Origin of the sequence: Nitrosospira sp. Nsp14 (genome assembly GCF_900113575.1) — a bacterium.
Taxonomy (GTDB): domain Bacteria; phylum Pseudomonadota; class Gammaproteobacteria; order Burkholderiales; family Nitrosomonadaceae; genus Nitrosospira.
Window position 1 is genome coordinate 68404 of record NZ_FOPV01000004.1, and the last position, 17191, is coordinate 85594.

The window sequence follows — 17191 nt, forward strand, 5'->3', positions numbered from 1 at the left end:
CGCATCGGAGCGACGTTTCGGGTCTGGGTCCGCAAGGCTGACGCAGCATCAGCCATTCCCATTATGGCATTTCGCGCATTCCGTCCCGCAAGTCGCCGCGCCCGCGCAACTTGTCCAGGGAGGTCTCAAGGGGAGAAAAAGGGTGAGTTCCATGCGGGTTTCGTGTATTTTAACAACTTTCATTACTGCCTCGTCCGGTCGGGGCAGTTAATCTTATGGCTGACATCGAAAAATCGGTTCTGATCGGATATTCCGCGAGCCGGATGTTTGCGCTGGTGGACAAAGTCGAAGACTATCCCAAGTTTTTGCCATGGTGCGGCGGCTCATCAGTCGTTGCGCAGAACGAGATTGTGACGCATGCCACAATCGTGATCGACTATCACCATATCAAGCACAGCTTTACCACCGAAAACGTTCGAAAAAAGCCGGAACTGATCGAAATGACGCTGCTCAATGGACCCTTTCAAAATCTGGATGGCCACTGGCGCTTCATACCGTTAGCCGAAAACGCATGCAAAATAGAGTTTCGGCTGCATTACACCTTTGCGCACATTTTTCTGGAAAAGCTGGTAGGGCCAGTATTTTTCATGATCGCCAACAGCTTCGTGGAAGCCTTCATTCAACGCGCCGAAGAAGTTTATGGAAACTCATGAGCAAGGAATCGACATCGAGGTGGTCTATGCGTTACCGCAGCGCCAGGTGCTCAAGCGCTTACGGGTTGGCCCTCAAACCACGGCGGAGCAAGCCGTAGAGCTTTCCGGAATAAGGAGCCTGTTTCCCGAGATCGACCATTCAGTCAACAAACTGGGGATATTTGGCAAGGTCGTCAATCGGGATACAGTCTTGCGGGATCTCGACCGCGTCGAAATATATCGGCCCTTGATTAACGATCCTAAGGAGAGTCGGCGGCGACGGGCGGAAAAATTCCGGAATACGCAAAAGCGCTGATCTCGCGAGTCGCGAGATGGGATAGGCAAAAGGCGAAGACGTGATGGTCTGACCCATAGCTGATCCCTTTCCCAGAGCATGAGCACCCGACGATGCGCGCAAAGTACGTCGCTAGCGACGCAAGATCCAGCGGTAACATCTGTGCGCTCCGTGGTCCCATGTACACAGGCTAAGACCTGGGCAAGACGAAGAGCGCCTTATGATCATCTGCTTTTGCCAGCAAAGCGCTCGGTGGTGGCCTTGTTCACAGACTCCCCGTAAGTCCCGCGTTTGGCTATAATGCGGCTTTGTTAAGGATCGATATCATGCGAATGGTTGAGAAAGCTTTAACCTTTGACGACGTGTTGCTGCTTCCCGCCCACTCCGTGGTACTGCCGCGCAATGTTAGTTTGTCCACGCGACTCACCCGCAGCATCTCTCTCAACATTCCGCTGGTGTCGGCGGCCATGGATACGGTCACCGAAGCCCGCCTCGCCATTGCGCTTGCACAAGAAGGCGGCATCGGCATTATTCACAAAAACATGCCGGTGGAAGCCCAAGCCGCCCATGTAGCCAACGTTAAGCGTTTCGAAAGCGGTGTGGTTAAAGACCCCATCACTATTCCTCCCGACATGACGGTGCGGGATGTCCTCAGCCTCATCCGCAAGTACAAAATATCCGGCCTGCCGGTGGTCGAAGGCGCAAAAGTCGTCGGCATCGTCACCAATCGGGACCTTCGTTTCGAAACCAATCTGGATCAGCCGATCAAGAATATCATGACGCTGAAAGACCGTTTGGTTACCGTCAATGAAGGTGCTACACGCGAGGAAGCGATGGGACTATTGCACAAACATCGCCTGGAGCGTGTACTGGTGGTGAATAGCGACTTCGAGTTGCGAGGCCTGATTACGGTAAAGGATATTATCAAAACATCTGAACACCCCAGCGCGTGCAAGGACGATCTGGGGCGATTGCGGGTGGGCGCAGCGATGGGCGTCGGTGAAGGTAGCCACGAACGGGCTGAGGCCTTAGCCGAAGCGGGGGTGGACGTAATTGTGGTGGATACCGCGCATGGCCACTCGCAGAGCGTGCTGGACAGTATCAACTGGGTGAAGAAACGGTTCCCCGGTATCCAGGTGATTGGAGGAAATATAGCCACCGCCGCAGCGGCCAAGGCTATGGCAGACCAGGGCGCGGACGCGGTAAAGGTCGGGATAGGCCCCGGCTCCATCTGCACGACACGAATTGTTGCAGGAGTTGGGGTCCCTCAAATTACGGCTATTAAAAATGTATCCGATGCGCTGGAGAATACGGGAGTACCTTTGATCGCCGACGGGGGCATCCGCTATTCCGGGGATATTGCCAAGGCGATCGCTGCTGGGGCCAGTTCGGTGATGTTGGGTGGGTTGTTTGCTGGAACAGAGGAGTCGCCCGGTGAAATCGAGCTTTTCCAGGGCCGTTCCTATAAGATCTATCGCGGCATGGGTTCCCTTTCAGCGATGCAGCAAGGTTCGAGCGACCGTTACTTCCAGCAGGCGGAGCAGGATGCAAAGAAGCTGGTACCGGAAGGTGTAGAGGGCCGCGTTCCGTTCAAGGGCAGTGCAATCGCGGTCATCCATCAGCTCATTGGCGGCGTGCGCTCAGGCATGGGTTATCTCGGCTGCGCAACGATCGAAGAGATGCACGCCAAAGCGGAGTTTATCGAAATCACATCCGCGGGAATTCGCGAATCCCATGTGCATAACGTGCAGATAACCAAGGAAGCGCCCAATTATCACGTGGAATAGACGCATCGCTGGAGCTCATGGCGATGATAAGGCTCTCCTGGATCCGCCCCTGTCCGTCCTATCCAAGCTGCGGATTGTTCTCGTTGCTGGCAGAACAGCGGGGTCTCAACCCACGCTCGCGCTTGCCGCTGCCACGCAATAATAATTCCTGGTATCTGAAACATGCACCAAAAAATACTCATCCTCGACTTCGGCTCCCAGTACACCCAATTAATAGCCCGCCGCGTGCGGGAAACCTATGTGTACTGCGAGATTCATCCGTATGATATTAGCCCCCAGTTCGTCAAAGAGTTCGCGCCCAAAGGCATCATTCTTTCCGGCGGGCCAGCGTCCGTAGCAGAGGATGAAACGCCGCGGGCTCCACAAAATGTATTCGAGCTCGGGGTCCCCGTATTGGGCATTTGCTACGGAATGCAGACCATGGCCGCCCAGTTGGGCGGCGCAGTGGAGAACGCAACCGTGCGGGAGTTCGGCTATGCCGAAGTATGGGCACGAGGTGAAGTAGATTTGTTGCGGGATATTCGCGACCGTATCGATACGGAAAGAAACCAGGTCCTCGATGTATGGATGAGCCATGGCGATAATGTAACGGCCCTGCCCGCCGGCTTCGAAGTCATGGCAAGCAATGCCTCTACGCCGTTCGCTGCCATTGTGGATAAGGAGCGTAAATTCTACGGCATGCAATTTCACCCCGAAGTTACCCACACGCTGCAAGGCAAGGCGATTATCGAGCGCTTCGTGCACGAGATCTGTAGCGCCGGTTATGATTGGAACATGCCCGATTACCTGGAAGAAGCGGTCGGGAGAATCCGTTCTGAAGTAGGCACGGACGAAGTCATTCTTGGGCTGTCAGGCGGCGTCGATTCGTCCGTAGCCGCGGCGCTTATTCATCGTGCCATCGGCCAGCAGCTCACCTGTGTATTTGTGGACAACGGCCTTCTGCGGCTGAATGAGGCAAAACAGGTGATGGAAACCTTCAGCCGTAATCTGGGTGTGAAAATCCTTCACATCGATGCAAGTGCAGAGTTCCTCAAACACTTGCAAGGTGTCACCGACCCCGAAACAAAGCGCCGAATCATCGGACGGGAATTTGTCGAGGTATTTCAGCGCGAGGCCGCCAAAATCTCAAGAGCGCGCTGGCTGGCGCAGGGAACTATCTACCCCGATGTAATAGAGTCGGCTTGCGGTAAAACAAAAAAAGCGCATACCATCAAATCGCACCACAACGTCGGCGGCCTGCCGGATACGTTGCATCTGAAGCTCCTGGAGCCCTTGCGTGAATTGTTCAAGGACGAAGTGCGCGAACTCGGGCTGGCATTAGGTTTGCCGCACGACATGGTTTTCCGGCACCCTTTCCCCGGCCCCGGTCTAGGCGTCCGAATTCTCGGCGAGGTGAAGTACGAATACGCTGAACTGCTGCGCCGGGCCGACGCGATCTTTATTGAGGAGTTGCGTATCTCGGGCTGGTACGAAAAAACGTCGCAGGCTTTTACCGTCTTTCTACCAGTGAAATCCGTCGGCGTGATGGGTGATGGACGTACATACGAATACGTCGTAGCATTGAGGGCGGTTCAAACTGAGGATTTCATGACAGCTCATTGGGCCGAACTTCCCTTCACCCTGCTGGCAAAAATCTCCAACCGCATCGTCAATGAGGTGCGCGGTATCAACCGCGTAGTGTATGACATTTCCGGAAAACCCCCCGCTACCATCGAGTGGGAGTGAAAGCATCAGGAGATAAGGATAAAAAGGCATCCCAACCCGGGATGCTTTTCATGAGCACTTGCTCAGGATGGTCTTGAAATGTCAGAGAGCGCCTCGACGACGAGCTGAATATCCGCACTGTCCACTGCAAAATCGCCTAGCGATACAATTCCTACCAGACGCTGCTCCGCATCTACAACAGGCAATCGACGGATTTGATGATCGCTCATGATCCTGGCCGCATCTTCTACGGAATCGTCCTCGCTCGCCCATACTACCTCTTCTGACATGATTTCCCGGACCAGGGTGCTTGGATCCCTACCTTCTGCCACCGCCCTGATTGCTATGTCGCGATCGGTTATTACTCCCAGCAACTCTTCATCTTCCGCCACCGGCACCAGTCCGAAATCGCCATCTCGCATCTCCTGTGCCGCTTCTTCAATCGTAGCGTCGGGGCTGATTGTCTGCACATCCGAACTCATTACTTCGCTGATTTTTTGCATGCTAATCTCCTTGTAAATAAAATATCCGGATTGGACAAGCTGCAAACGAATTCTGTATGTCGTGTGAGAGATTGCGGGAAAATCACAGAACGCCGGACCGGCGAGATGAAAATGATGCTGTCTTGAAATGAATTCGATGCTAGCCCGCAAGGAATCTATTACGCCTGGGGGCTAGCATCGTGGAATCTTTATTCGCTACCGGGGGTTCGCGCCTGACTGATTCCCCCGCAGGCTATAGCGGCCTACGCCCGCTAATGATTCGAAGCAGGACCATCACGATGGCAATGACCAAAAGCACATGTATGAAGCCACCTATGGTGTAGGAACTTACCAGCCCCAATAGCCATAAGACGATTAAGATAACAGCAATTGTATAAAGCATGATATTCCTCTCTCTATGGCAGGTCTGAACATACACATTTCCCGCAAATGCTCCATCACGGGTAGCGTTATACTGGACACCATGAGCTGCTTTTGCTGGTCGTTCTCTCTCCTGGCTGATACGTCTTCTGAGTGGAGGGTTTCGAGGCGCGCTGCCTCGCATTCTTATCCCCGGTTCTGCCTGGGTCGGAAGGGGGCCGCATTGCGCGGCTTAGCCCCGCTTACCTAGGTAAAAGGATATACATCATCCTCTCTGGTTTCTCTCCCAGTTGCTGATCTGCTCCTCCGCTTCTTCTTTAGTAATGCCGTATTGCTCCTGGATCTGGCCCGCAAGCTGATCCCGCCGGCCTGCAATGGTGTCAAGATGATCGTCGGTAAGCTTGCCCCACTGCTCTTTCACTTTTCCCTTGAATTGCTTCCAGTTTCCTTCTATCTGATCCCAGTTCATTTGCATACTCCTTATAGATTGAACAAGTAAGTAACGGAACTATTTGTATTATTTCTTCACGCTCAGTTCATTCATGACATCCTTGACCCCTTCGGCGCTTCGTGCGACCTGTACTGCGCGGTCAATCTGCGCCTGATCCTTTACGAAGCCGCTGAGTTGGACTACGCCATCGCGAGTGACAACCGCAATATCGCCGCTATCGACATTCGACTCGGCAACTAGTGCACCTTTTACCTTGGTCGTAATGATTCCGTCATCTATTTTCTCGCCTACCGTGGTCGGGGTTTTTAGACTCATTTTGTTATCCACGTTCTTGACGCCCTCTACTCCCTTAGCTACGGAAACGGCGCGGTCAATTTGAGCCTGAGTGTCAACAAAACCGCTTAGTTGAACCTCACCTTTATTCGTCTCGACCTTTATATCCAGACCTTTGACTTCCGCGTCGGCAAGCAGCGCGGACTTCACTTTTGTCGTGATAGCGCTATCGTCGATTGTCGTCCCTACCGTGGTTTTGGCCTCAGGGGCTCCGGCCTGAGGGGCCTCCCCCGGTGCCCGCGCCTTTTCCTCGGATTTACCGCAAGCCGCGAGAGACAGCGCACTGGCGAGCGTTATGGCCACAACGAGTGATTTATTTTGAATATTCATGCTTTTTTTCTCCAGAGTAGATTGAATAAGAGTTGCCAATGGAGTTGCCAATGGCACGCAGCTAAAGGCGTATTCATGCTCTGCTCCACATCGACTGCCTACGGTTACAATAATCCCTCTTCTTGCGCAATGGCTCAGTGCGCTGGCGCACATAAATGGGAATGGGCTGGATTGGACGATGCCGTTCGCAAATCGGCCGTCCTCAAATGACAACGGCGCGGAACGGGCCCGAAACTTTAGCCCGATCTGCGCCGCGAGTATTACAAACGATTATTAGAGATTCGAGATTCGATTTACCTGTATCTGATCGACAATGCCGCCATCATCAAAATGGGTGGCTTGCGCTGCCTTCCAGCCCCCGGAGATTTCATCAATCGTGTACAACTCTATCGGCGGAAATTGCCCCGCGTACTTGGCAGCCATTTTTTCATCACGGGGACGGTAATAATGTCTTCCCGCGATGTCTTGAGCCTTGGTGCTGTAGAGGTAGTCTATATATGCCTTGGCCACCTCCCGCGTCCCGGGCTTTTCAAGCATGCCGTTCACCACGCTAATCGTCGGTTCGGCCAGAATCGACATCGAGGGAACAACCACCTCGAATTTATCTCCGCCCTTTGCATGAACTACTTGATGAGCCTCATATTCCCATGCCAGTAGTACATCGCCCGCATCACGTGTGACGAAGGACGAAAGCGACTCATGGGTGTCGGAATTGAGCACGTTGGCATTAGCAAGCAGTTTCCTGACGAATTCATATGCGTGGCTTTGGCTGCCACCGGACCGCTTGAGGGCATAACCCCATGCAGCCATATAACTCCAGCGAGCACCATCCGACATCTTCGGATTCGCCGTAACCACCTCGACGCCGGGAAGCGTGAGATCACTCCAGTCCCGCAAATTCTTGGGATTCCCTTTACGCACCAGGAACACGATAGTAGACGTAAAGGGGGTATTGTGTGGAAGGAGATTCTGCCAGTGAGGTAATGTGAACCTAGTGCTTGCCTGAAGTGCCTCAGCATCGTACGACACAGCGAGCGCAACCACTTTTAGCCCATCGACGGACACCCGCACGGGCACACCGGATGTCATTTTAGCTTGCTTGACGGTAACGTCGACACCCGTGCGTGCCCGCCAGTGTCGTTCGAACGCGTCATTCAAGTCTTGAAACATTTTGGACGTAGGGTCCGAATTGCTGCCTTCGGAGAGACTGTGCAACGCAGCAACAGCGCCACCCAGACTGAGCAGCATAACGATAACTGCAACAGCAAGACGTAAGCGATATGAATGCATGTGTATGTCCTCCAACTCTGACAAAGACAGGAGCACAATTTAACACTCGATTATTTCATCGGTATTGCGTAAAAATGAAGAAATCACGTTCGCCCGCAACCCAGCTCGGCAGTTAGAAATACATGGCGCTTACGCAGGGGCGGCGTATAAAATTTAATAGCCACCTGTTAATGGAATAGCAAATCGAGGAAGCGCGCTGTGAACATAAAAAAGGTCACTAATTTTTCCACTATTGCCCTCATATTGCTGTTGACCAGTATCGGCATGCTTGTATTTCACTCCTTGAGCATCCGCGAAGATATCTATCAAAGCGCGCGCCATCGTTTCGAAGCGCTGCTGGTGGCTGAAGAGATGCTGCATAGCTCGAATGATCTGACCCGCATGGCGCGAACCTACGTCACGACAGGCGATCGCATCTATAAGCGTTATTTCATGGAAATACTTGAAATTCGCGCTGGCATACGACCGCGACCGCTGAATTACTCTCCCGCGTACTGGCATCTGATGGCGGCCGGGAAACTGAATGCCGTCCAGCACGGGCCGGCTGTCTCCCTGCTGGAGCTGTTTCGTCGCGCGCGGCTGAAAGATGAGGAATTTGCTTTGCTGGAGGAAGCCCTGCGGAGGTCAGATGAATTGGTAAACCTGGAAAAGCGCGCCTTTGCAGCGTTCGAAGGGTTGTATGAAGACAGTGCGGGCAATTTTACCGTGCGGGGAAAACCCGACCGGGACCTTGCAATCGAGATAATGTTTGGCAGCGAGTACCTTGCCGAGAAGGCAGGGGTTATCGAACCCGTGCAACAGTTTATGGATTTATTTAGCGGACGAATGCAGACTCAGGCCGATTCAGGGCTGGCGCGGCTTGAGCAACAGATCATGACCGAGATGATCCTCATCTTTATCGCGCTGCTTGCGACCATGGGCATCATATTCTACACCCGACTGGGCATCCTGCAGCCTCTGGCTGAACTTGGCAGTCAAGTAGCAGGCGTCACCCGGGGGATTCTCCCGAGTCGCTATGGCAAAGCAACAAGTAATGAACTGGAGAAGCTGAGCGAAGCATTAGCTTTGGCGGACGCGGAGAAACAGCAACTTCTTGAGAAAGAACGTATTGCCAAAAACGAGGCTGAGCGCGCCAGTCAGCTTAAGGACGAGTTTCTGGCCACCCTCTCACATGAATTGCGTACCCCGCTGAATGCGATTCTGGGTTGGTCGCAACTCATCCTGAGCGGGAGCATGAAAGAGGACGACGTCCGCCGCGGGCTCGAAACCATCGAGCGCAATGCCCGTTCTCAGAACAAGCTCATCGAAGATCTATTGGAGATGAGCAGCATTATTTCTGGAAAAGTCAGGCTTGATATGCAGCAACTTGATGTTGCCAGCCTGGTGGATACGGCAGTGGAGTCGGTCAGGCCGACGGCGCAGGCAAAAGGTGTAAGCCTGCAAAAGACCATCGCTCCACACGTCGGAACGATAACAGGTGACCCGAACAGGCTCCAGCAGGTGTTCTGGAACCTGCTTTCAAACTCGATAAAATTTACTCCCAAAGGGGGAAAAATCACCGTCCTCGTGGGTTGGTCGGGCCCCATGCTGGAAATCAGGATTAACGACTCGGGCCTGGGCATCTCGCCGGAATTCATACCTTATGTCTTCGATCGCTTCAGACAGGGAGACGCCTCGCTTACTCGACAGTATGGCGGGCTTGGCCTGGGGCTCGCCATTGTCAAGCAGCTGGTGGAACTGCACGGTGGAACAGTTCGAGCGGAAAGTTCAGGCGTCGGCAAGGGATCTTCCTTTATCGTCAATCTTCCGCTCGTTATTAGCGACGATGCAAGAAACGACCCTATACCTCGGTTGAAAGAATTGGGCAGTGACAAAAAAACCGAGTTATCAGGCAAAAAAGTTCTTGTGATCGACGACGAGGCGGACGCACGGGAACTGATCGGCAGGATACTGACCTACTGCAAGGCCAGGGTGATTACGGCGGCCACGGCGAGGGAAGGACTGGAGCTTCTGAAGAGGGAAAAACCGGACGTGATAATAAGCGACGTCAGCATGCCCGACCAGGATGGTTATGAGTTCATCAGCGAGGTAAGAAAGCTATCCCCGGAGAATGGGGGCAGCACTCCCGCCGTCGCCCTTACTGCATTCGCGCGCGCTGATGATATGGCAAAGGCCATAAGTGCCGGATATCAAAAACACCTATGCAAGCCGGTTGATTCGCATGAGCTGATCATTGCCATCAATCAGCTGGTGGAGGCTACAAAAACTCAGGATTAACCTGGTCCCCAACCAAAACCGGAACTGCACAGTAATAGCCCAGTAACCACTTGCCGGCTCCAATCCGCAAGCCGTGCCCTTCAGAAAACCGGCACAAGTCACTTTGTGTCACTTGTGTCACATGTCGCAGCTGATCCGGCACCAACCATCAGAACATATTCCGTCTAAGTCCATCTCGAAATCTAACAATCCAGCTGTCGCCAGATCACAGGGCGCGCATGTTGCCCGGCCATGTGCCCTCTTGTTACCTTTCGCTCAACCCTGACACTTCTGCCATGTTACTTATGTGTCATTTTTTATCGTGTGAAACTGCGACAATCTGTCACATGCGACAAATTGTCGCATGCGGCAATATGCCGCATTGATCAATTACCATGATTCATGAATACTCTCCGTCGGCCTTACGAGTCGCTCAATATCATCTATGCGACGGTGTTATTTCCTATTTAATTCCAATCGACGGGAGTTTAACGAACAGCATGAAAAAAACTTTAAGATATGCATTGCTTCTCGCTGGTATGACTTCATTGCCCGTGATGGCCCACGTGGGCTATAGCGGGCGCAACTTCGGAACATTCAGCGATGCGTCTGCAACATCTACCTTATCCGGGCAAGGGGTTACCGGCAATTACGGCTGGATAGACGGCACGGACGCCGACTATGGTGACGCTCACAAAACACTGGCCTACCGATTTACGCTGCTAAACCCGACTAATGTAACACTCACGTTTCATCAAGCAACATCTCAAGTGACGGACCACAGCGGAAACGTTTCCACGTCCATACTGGGGCTGATGCCCGGGTTTTCTCTTTATCAAGGGCTTGCGCATTTGGCTCCGATGGGAGCCGATTACGACTCTTCCGATATCTCGAAGGCACACCGCCCCGCTAATACCGAAGGTGCATTCAGGGCGCTTAACGACTGGAAGATCGGAAATGAGCCCGACGCCGTCAACGGCGTACCGGCCGCGCTGAGCTTTTTCAAGTATATCGGTCACGCCTATGACGGCACAGGCTCCGGTTCAGATGGCGTCGCCGACGGCAAGGTTTCCCACACTTTCACTAACCTTGCAGCCGGGGACTATTCGGTATTCATGGGTGGTTCTGATTATTCCGCTCAGGAACTCTCGAACCCCAATCTCCTGAGCAAGTACGGGGTCACTGCAACCCTGGTGGCGGGCGTCGTACCGGAGCCGGAGACCTATGCTATGCTGATAGCGGGCCTAGGCCTGATGGGCGCTGTCATCCGGCGGCGCAAATTGACAACCGCAATTTAACGCTTAGACGATAGGGCATTTTGTTTTCTTCCCGATGATCGAAGATCGGGAATTTATTTCAAGGAGAGAGTTACCATGACTAGATACGATAGAACGCTCGGACTTGCTGCGCTCGGTTCCTTGGCATTGAGCCTGACGTTCGCAACAGTACCTTCGGCTCATGCGCAGGTTAACGTTTTTGACGGCAAGAATTTTGCGATCGATTATGGCGTTTCAAGCGGCGGTCCCGACAGCTTTTATTCGCTTTCCCACGCCGACGCCACCGGCAGCGCCACGGGTGTAGAGGTAGCGAACCTTTCGGGCTGGAAAATCGACACCATGGGCGATAAGGTCACGCTCACCTGGAACAAGGGTGACGATTTCATGAATGCGGGCACTCCTGCGTTTCTAGGATTCAAGATTTCCGACACCGCCAACCAGCTGCCAGACTTTCTCGGCGCCTCGGTCACGAATACCGCTTACACGCCCTCAACATATGGCAACCTGATAGAGGGATTTACGCCATCGCAGGTGACTTTCGATGCGAACAATATCTACGTCAACCTGAATACGTCCATGTGGCATGAAACGCCCATGGCCAGTATGGGTGATCCCTATCGCGATACAATAGCCCTGTCTGTGACCGCTGTTCCCGAACCGGAAACCTATGCAATGCTGCTTGCCGGTCTGGGCCTCATCGGCGCAATGGCTAAGCGCCGCGCTCGCAAGAACTTATCGGCGTAAGCTCTTCCCTCCGGCACGAGAGCCCCTCCCGGCGGTAAGGGGGGCTCTCTCGCGTCATTCATCAAGGCAGCCGCCTCAAACCACCTGATATGCAGGTTCGCGATTTTCCGTCCACACGTCCCTTGTGCGCTCCCACCTCTCGACATCCACTTATACATTCTTGCATAGCGCTCGCCCTATTAAGCGGTTCGGCTGCCGGGCAAGAAACTCTGCGTGAGGTAAATGTATCTGCCACTCGGGTAAAGGAACCGCTGGTGGAAAGCGAATCGCTCAAGTGGAACCCCCGTCCCTCGAGCGATGCGGCTGAGTATCTCCGCCAGAAACCCGAATTCTCGGCGGCCAAAATTGGCGGTACCGCCGGAACCATTTATCTGCGTGGACTAGGTGGACCCCGCCTTGGCATCGTTATGAACGATAGCCTGGAAGTATCCGGGGCTAATCACGGAACCGATCCCGCCACATCCTATATCCAGCCGGATGCCCACGATCACGTGACTGTGGTAAAGGGGCCAAACAGCGTACTCTACGGCTCCAGTATGGGTGGTCTCGTGATTTTTAACGAAACCCCGAAAAAGTTCGAGAAACCCGGCGCGCAAGCCCGGCTGGTTGGCGGCCTGGGAAGTTTCGGGCGTCGCGATTTGACAGCCGATGCAACGGTAGGAAGCCCCCTGGCTCAGTTACGGGGAGTCGTGAACTTTACGCGGGGCGATAACTATAAGGACGGTTCAGGCCAGGAATTCTTCTCTTTTTTCAAACGGGACTCAGGACGGGTAATCGCTACGTTTACGCCAACCAAAAATATCAGTGCTGAATTCAGCGCGGAGCAGGGTGACGCGCAAGTCGCTTTCCCGGCCTTTTCGCTAATGGGAGATGGGATTCAGTTCAAGCGGGAAATACTGGGGTCCCGCTTCGTGATAAAAGATATCACAAGCAAGTTCCGGAAGCTGGAGGCACAGTTTTACGACCGGAACCTCGACCACCACATGGACAATTTTACCCTCAGGCCCGTCACGGTCCAAATTCTGAATCCCGACCCGCCCGGGCCATTAATTACAAATACCAGTCGCAGGTCGTTGATGCAAATCTACCGGGGGCGATCAGCCCGAGTCGCCGCGACATTCGATTTGACAGATACGACAGAGGCGGTCATCGGCTATGAGCATAGGGACGAAAAATTTGTAGGCAACAATAGCACAGCGGGAACCTTCTGCAATTATGGTCAGATCCCTCCCTGCACAACCAATAATGTCTTCTCCCGCTTTTATGACCTCCATACCGTCAATAATTCAGTATTCTCAGAGGTAACACATCTGTATGACCCCGAAACGACCCTTAAATTTGGATATCGCCGCGATTATTTTCATACCCGTGCCGGAGAACTCCGCGACTTCCTCGGCAGCACCATCTTCCCGACTTCCAATGGCTCGCGCGACGATATCGCCAATAGCGCTTTTGTGCGCCTGGAAAAAGAGGTTTTTCCCGCAGGGATGGCATTTGTAGCCTTTGCTAATGGCGAGCGCCCGGCCAGTAACATCGAACGTGCGAGCTTCGCCGGGTTCGATCTGAAAAAGGAAAAGAACCGGGAAGCGAATATCGGTTTGACGGTGACCCGGCAGACGTGGCAAGGATCCATTACCTCGTTTTTTAGCCGCATCGACGACTACATACTGATCTATCAGGGGATTCGTTCGGAGAACGTAGACGTACATCGTGTCGGCGTTGAACTCGATTTCACCAAGCAGCTCACGCCTTTCTGGAGATTGTTCGGCAGCATGGCGTGGATTAGAGCCCAGAATCTGACTGGACATGGGAGCGGTTCGGTACCGCTTGCCCAAACGCCACCGCTGGACGGCCGGTTCGGTGTAATATACGAGCAAGGAACCTTTGCCGCGACTTTTGCAGGACGCGCGGTAGCCGCACAGACACGCATCGATCCCGGCTATGGCAACTCCCTGGGTATTGACAACCCTGATCCCACACCCGGCTTTGCCACCGCCAACATGTCCATGACATGGAAGCCGGTCAAGCAGACCCAGTTGAGTCTGGGTATAGACAATATTTTCGATCTGACCTATTACGAACACCTAAGCCGACGGATAGGGGATGTGCCGCCCGGATTCGTTAATTTTGGACGTCTGAATGAACCGGGACGTGCATTCTGGTTCAGAATAGTACTGAATATGTGAAGAAGTCCGGCGCGATACATGTCGCTGCCGGACCCGCGGGTGTCGTCTTTCGACGAGGGGGGCGATTTGGACACCCACGGTGATTGTACCCTTCGGGCGAAATTCATCCGTTCGCTGCTTCACATAACGTCGCGATTACTGACCCCCCTACTCCGGGAGCTTACGGACCCTACAGCTTATCCCACATCACATCACGATGCTTCTTCGCCGCTGCGGTAAGCAACTCGATCAGTGGTAGGGCCCGGTAAGCCAAGCTTACCTCGTTATCGTTATCCCGACCTTGGGCTGCGGTATCGCCTCCGGACTGCGCGGCGCCGGATATTTTTCCAACCTCAAGCGAGCGCTTTAAGCGTTCCAGTGCCGCTGGCACATCATCTGCCTGAATCGCGCTGGGCACCGTACCACTGTGGCCCGTCATCTTAAGCAGCTGCTGGGCCACGTCGCCAAACATGATGATGTCGGCGTACGCATCGGTTTTGAACGCTACCAGCATCAGGCGGCTCCCCGTCTCCCCAAGGAATCATGCTCAAACCTGCGGCGCGTGTGTGCTGCAACACCCATGAGAGCCAACCCCATCATCAGCATCGCCGCAATTTCAGGTTCAGGCACGGCCGCAGCGAACTCTGAAGCAAGAATGCCGTGCGCTCGGGTAGTCGGATGGAAGTCATCCCAGTAAAGATGAGCATTAGGATTCCCGCAGGGAATGGATAGCGACGATAAACACTCATCTTGCGGATTGACAAATCCATAAGCGGCGGGATTTGCCACAACGCTGCTTAAAAAAGAGAAGGTATCAAAGCGAAAAATATCTGCTTCGGGAACGCTTGAGCTTATGGTATTCAGTTGAGTGGCTAACTCATTGTTAAAAACTATAGAAAAAGCCCGAGCCTCGGCCCGCACCGCATCGCTCTCTCCTGCGATAAATGGAGTAAGGCTCAGGTCAGGCAGATTGGGCACGAGAAAATGCTGAGCACCTGCTGCAGCGAGCGCGCTCACATATCCCCCGATGTTTTGCGCTGCGGCAACCGGAGAATCGCTCGTCAAATAGTCGTTCGCCCCGCCCCAAATGAAATACAAGGCATTCGGATCGGCTTTGCCCGACGAGTCGCGGGTATACATCTCCAGTTCCTGTTTCATGCCCGGGAGTTCAATCACGCCGCCGGGATTGAAGCCGCCGTTCTCTCCCCCGCTACCCGCCCCTGCCACCGCATAGCTGCGGAAATTCGTGCTCGTGACTCCTGCGGGAAAAAGAATTGCCGCCAGTTGTTCTGAAGCAACCGGGCCGTTGGATATCCGTCCGTCATCATAGGGGGGGCAAAAATGAAAGGGATCACAATTATTTCCGAGTATCTTGTACAGGCTCGTCACAGCCGAAGGGCTGTCGCCCGCGTCGCTCAAACTGTCTCCGAACGCGTATAGGCTGGTAAACGGCGCGGCCCAGGTATTGGCGCCTGAAAGTAGCCACACGGAAACCGCGACCAAGGTCATCCGAACGTTCATGATATGCCTCCATTCTTGATGTTATTGGGACCGCCGGTGTAACCAATCAGCCAAGGTGCGACGTGCTGCATATCTCATTCCCGTAAGTGCGGACTGCTTTTGCTGCGGCCCGCGGCACCGTTCAAACTCAAGTGATCGATCAGTCCCGGTCGCTAATCAGATATCCTATTAAGATGCCTACGCCAATCGCTAATCCGATGGTCTGCCAGGCATTTTCATGAACGTATTCATCGGTTGCCCGTGCTGCGGTTCTCGACCTGTCGATTACCGAATCCTCAAAATCTTCCAGATATTCCCTAGCCTGCTTCAAGTTCTCTTCGATCTTGGTGCGCAAAGCTTGGGCCGTCCCACCACTTTCGTTGCTCACTGATTTCATTAATTCTTCGGTATCCGAGATTACCGAATGGAAATCCTTGATTAGCTTGTCCTTGCTATCTTTAACAATTCTCGCCATTACGTCCTCCAATAAAAATAAATCTGCCCGCACTGTTCGATGTCATGAGATCATCGGTATTCTTTGATCCCGTTCTTCTATTTGTTGTTGACGCACCGAGTAATGGAGTAAGTTGGCATTGTGACAGGAAATAACTGATCAATAATATCGATTACTTCCAGCGGCGCCACTCCGTCCACCCGCTCTACCCCGTAGAATATTTGTTCTCTACTGCTCAGTCTGTCTGCCAGCGCACATACAGCCATTCAAGCGAGGCAGTACTCTGTAGTCTCCTGCGTCGCTGGTGTCCTCCTGATGGCCAAGGCCGTTACTCTCTTGATGCCGGTTGAGATGCATCCGAGATTCGTTACCGGGAATTGTCAGGGCTCTTGAAGTGGATAAAGCCTGACAGTTGACCTTCAATCCAGATCAAACCGAGGAAGGGAATGTCGAACTTACATACTGCGAAGCAAAACCTTTTTTTAGCTGCCCTGCCGGAAGCGGATTATGAGCGGCTCAGATCCTGCCTTGAGCTCGTGTCGCTCCCTGAAGGCTGGACAGTTTATGAACATGGGGGGGAATTGGACCTCATATATTTCCCTACCACCAGCGTCATTTCCCTGTTTGCTGCCGTCAGGGGTATGGAATCGACTGCGATAGCGGTTATCGGTAACGAGGGCGTCTTCGGCATTTCCATGCTGATGGGCCGAAAAAACACGCCCAGTCTGGCAATGGTTGAGACAGCCGGATATAGCTATGTGCTGCGGGCGGCCCATCTTAGACGCGAGTTCGAGCTAGGCAGCCCGCTCCGCTGCTTGCTCCAAAGTCACACGCAGAGCTTGATGACGAGAATTGCCCAAAGCGCGATCGCCAACCTTACGCCGGCTTTTAAAACCAAAACCGGTTTGCCTCTCGTCTGCTCGACCAGCCCTTCAGCCTGAGTAACGCAAAAAACGCATGAGACGGTTTTTATGTGTTACCTGCAAGAAGGTTGCCTTAATTCCAGGGGACGTCGGGTAAAGCTCTCATGCATGGATTCCTCTTCGGGAGGTAATGATGACGAAGGTTTGCTCGCTATCCCCCCTAAAACCGTTACGCAGTATAAAGTAA

Annotated in this window: 17 protein-coding genes; 9 read left to right on the top strand and 8 right to left on the bottom strand. The window is 53.4% G+C overall.

Annotated features, from left to right (window positions below):
* The first annotated feature begins 215 nt into the window (after positions 1-215).
* The 4 genes from BM022_RS03765 (at position 216) to guaA (ending at position 4439) form a co-directional block, all read left to right on the top strand.
* The gene (locus tag BM022_RS03765; RefSeq protein ID WP_091137005.1) at positions 216-653 is read left to right on the top strand and encodes a type II toxin-antitoxin system RatA family toxin; all 438 of its coding nucleotides are present in this window, start codon (positions 216-218) and stop codon (positions 651-653) included.
* On the top strand, positions 640-948 hold the full coding sequence (locus tag BM022_RS03770; RefSeq protein WP_091137007.1) for an RnfH family protein: 309 nt from the start codon (positions 640-642) through the stop codon (positions 946-948). The genes BM022_RS03765 and BM022_RS03770 overlap by 14 nt, the downstream gene beginning before the upstream one ends.
* Positions 949-1253: 305 nt before the next feature.
* On the top strand, positions 1254-2714 hold the full coding sequence (gene guaB, locus BM022_RS03775; RefSeq protein WP_091137008.1) for an IMP dehydrogenase: 1461 nt from the start codon (positions 1254-1256) through the stop codon (positions 2712-2714).
* A gap of 162 nt (positions 2715-2876) precedes the next feature.
* Positions 2877-4439, top strand: a complete 1563-nt coding sequence (gene guaA / locus BM022_RS03780) for a glutamine-hydrolyzing GMP synthase (protein ID WP_091137010.1) — start codon at positions 2877-2879, stop codon at positions 4437-4439.
* Between the two features lie 62 nt (positions 4440-4501).
* Here the strand turns inward: guaA and BM022_RS03785 are convergent, their stop codons facing one another.
* The 5 genes from BM022_RS03785 to BM022_RS03800 form a co-directional block, all read right to left on the bottom strand.
* The gene (locus BM022_RS03785) at positions 4502-4921 is read right to left on the bottom strand and encodes a CBS domain-containing protein (RefSeq protein WP_091137012.1); all 420 of its coding nucleotides are present in this window, start codon (positions 4919-4921) and stop codon (positions 4502-4504) included.
* A gap of 232 nt (positions 4922-5153) precedes the next feature.
* Positions 5154-5465 (bottom strand): lmo0937 family membrane protein, encoded by a 312-nt coding sequence (locus BM022_RS16340; protein WP_371264290.1) that lies wholly within the window; start codon positions 5463-5465, stop codon positions 5154-5156.
* A gap of 81 nt (positions 5466-5546) precedes the next feature.
* The gene (locus tag BM022_RS03790; RefSeq protein WP_091137013.1) at positions 5547-5750 is read right to left on the bottom strand and encodes a CsbD family protein; all 204 of its coding nucleotides are present in this window, start codon (positions 5748-5750) and stop codon (positions 5547-5549) included.
* A gap of 48 nt (positions 5751-5798) precedes the next feature.
* On the bottom strand, positions 5799-6395 hold the full coding sequence (locus BM022_RS03795; protein ID WP_091137015.1) for a BON domain-containing protein: 597 nt from the start codon (positions 6393-6395) through the stop codon (positions 5799-5801).
* 273 nt (positions 6396-6668) lie between these two features.
* Positions 6669-7685: a sulfate ABC transporter substrate-binding protein gene (locus tag BM022_RS03800; RefSeq protein WP_091137017.1), complete on the bottom strand. Its 1017-nt coding sequence runs from the start codon at positions 7683-7685 to the stop codon at positions 6669-6671.
* A gap of 198 nt (positions 7686-7883) precedes the next feature.
* Between BM022_RS03800 and BM022_RS03805 the strand changes: the two genes are divergently transcribed.
* The 4 genes from BM022_RS03805 (at position 7884) to BM022_RS03820 (ending at position 14148) form a co-directional block, all read left to right on the top strand.
* Positions 7884-9962 (top strand): ATP-binding response regulator, encoded by a 2079-nt coding sequence (locus tag BM022_RS03805; protein WP_091137019.1) that lies wholly within the window; start codon positions 7884-7886, stop codon positions 9960-9962.
* Positions 9963-10441: 479 nt separating this feature from the next.
* Positions 10442-11239 (top strand): PEP-CTERM sorting domain-containing protein, encoded by a 798-nt coding sequence (locus BM022_RS03810; protein WP_091137021.1) that lies wholly within the window; start codon positions 10442-10444, stop codon positions 11237-11239.
* 75 nt (positions 11240-11314) lie between these two features.
* Entirely contained in the window at positions 11315-11962 is a 648-nt protein-coding gene (locus tag BM022_RS15895; RefSeq protein WP_091137023.1) for a PEP-CTERM sorting domain-containing protein, read from the top strand.
* Positions 11963-12216: 254 nt separating this feature from the next.
* Entirely contained in the window at positions 12217-14148 is a 1932-nt protein-coding gene (locus BM022_RS03820) for a TonB-dependent receptor domain-containing protein (RefSeq protein ID WP_177191617.1), read from the top strand.
* A gap of 169 nt (positions 14149-14317) precedes the next feature.
* Here BM022_RS03820 and BM022_RS03825 read toward each other — a convergent pair whose 3' ends face one another.
* The 3 genes from BM022_RS03825 to BM022_RS03835 form a co-directional block, all read right to left on the bottom strand.
* Positions 14318-14641: a DUF1840 domain-containing protein gene (locus tag BM022_RS03825; RefSeq protein WP_091137026.1), complete on the bottom strand. Its 324-nt coding sequence runs from the start codon at positions 14639-14641 to the stop codon at positions 14318-14320.
* Complete coding sequence (locus BM022_RS03830) at positions 14641-15648, bottom strand: SGNH/GDSL hydrolase family protein (protein ID WP_091137027.1); 1008 nt, start codon at positions 15646-15648, stop codon at positions 14641-14643. Before BM022_RS03830 ends, BM022_RS03825 begins: the two co-directional genes overlap by 1 nt.
* A 139-nt stretch (positions 15649-15787) precedes the next feature.
* Positions 15788-16102, bottom strand: coding sequence for an ElaB/YgaM/YqjD family protein (locus tag BM022_RS03835; RefSeq protein ID WP_091137029.1), 315 nt, complete (start codon positions 16100-16102; stop codon positions 15788-15790).
* A 425-nt stretch (positions 16103-16527) separates the two neighbouring features.
* On the opposite strand from BM022_RS03835, the gene BM022_RS03840 reads away from it, so the two are divergent.
* A complete protein-coding gene (locus tag BM022_RS03840) occupies positions 16528-17022 on the top strand; it encodes a cyclic nucleotide-binding domain-containing protein (RefSeq protein WP_177191618.1) in 495 nt (164 codons plus the stop codon).
* Positions 17023-17191 lie beyond the last annotated feature (169 nt).

Coding starts and splice junctions, on each gene's coding strand:
- BM022_RS03770 (WP_091137007.1), top strand. CDS start 640: ATGGAAACTCATGAGCAAGGAATCGACATCGAGGTGGTCTATGCGTTA.
- BM022_RS03790 (WP_091137013.1), bottom strand. CDS start 5,750: ATGAACTGGGATCAGATAGAAGGAAACTGGAAGCAATTCAAGGGAAAA.
- BM022_RS03765 (WP_091137005.1), top strand. CDS start 216: ATGGCTGACATCGAAAAATCGGTTCTGATCGGATATTCCGCGAGCCGG.
- BM022_RS03825 (WP_091137026.1), bottom strand. CDS start 14,641: ATGCTGGTAGCGTTCAAAACCGATGCGTACGCCGACATCATCATGTTT.
- BM022_RS16340 (WP_371264290.1), bottom strand. CDS start 5,465: ATGCGAGGCAGCGCGCCTCGAAACCCTCCACTCAGAAGACGTATCAGC.
- guaA (WP_091137010.1), top strand. CDS start 2,877: ATGCACCAAAAAATACTCATCCTCGACTTCGGCTCCCAGTACACCCAA.
- BM022_RS15895 (WP_091137023.1), top strand. CDS start 11,315: ATGACTAGATACGATAGAACGCTCGGACTTGCTGCGCTCGGTTCCTTG.
- BM022_RS03795 (WP_091137015.1), bottom strand. CDS start 6,395: ATGAATATTCAAAATAAATCACTCGTTGTGGCCATAACGCTCGCCAGT.
- BM022_RS03835 (WP_091137029.1), bottom strand. CDS start 16,102: ATGGCGAGAATTGTTAAAGATAGCAAGGACAAGCTAATCAAGGATTTC.
- BM022_RS03830 (WP_091137027.1), bottom strand. CDS start 15,648: ATGAACGTTCGGATGACCTTGGTCGCGGTTTCCGTGTGGCTACTTTCA.
- BM022_RS03800 (WP_091137017.1), bottom strand. CDS start 7,685: ATGCATTCATATCGCTTACGTCTTGCTGTTGCAGTTATCGTTATGCTG.
- BM022_RS03810 (WP_091137021.1), top strand. CDS start 10,442: ATGAAAAAAACTTTAAGATATGCATTGCTTCTCGCTGGTATGACTTCA.
- guaB (WP_091137008.1), top strand. CDS start 1,254: ATGCGAATGGTTGAGAAAGCTTTAACCTTTGACGACGTGTTGCTGCTT.
- BM022_RS03840 (WP_177191618.1), top strand. CDS start 16,528: ATGTCGAACTTACATACTGCGAAGCAAAACCTTTTTTTAGCTGCCCTG.
- BM022_RS03785 (WP_091137012.1), bottom strand. CDS start 4,921: ATGCAAAAAATCAGCGAAGTAATGAGTTCGGATGTGCAGACAATCAGC.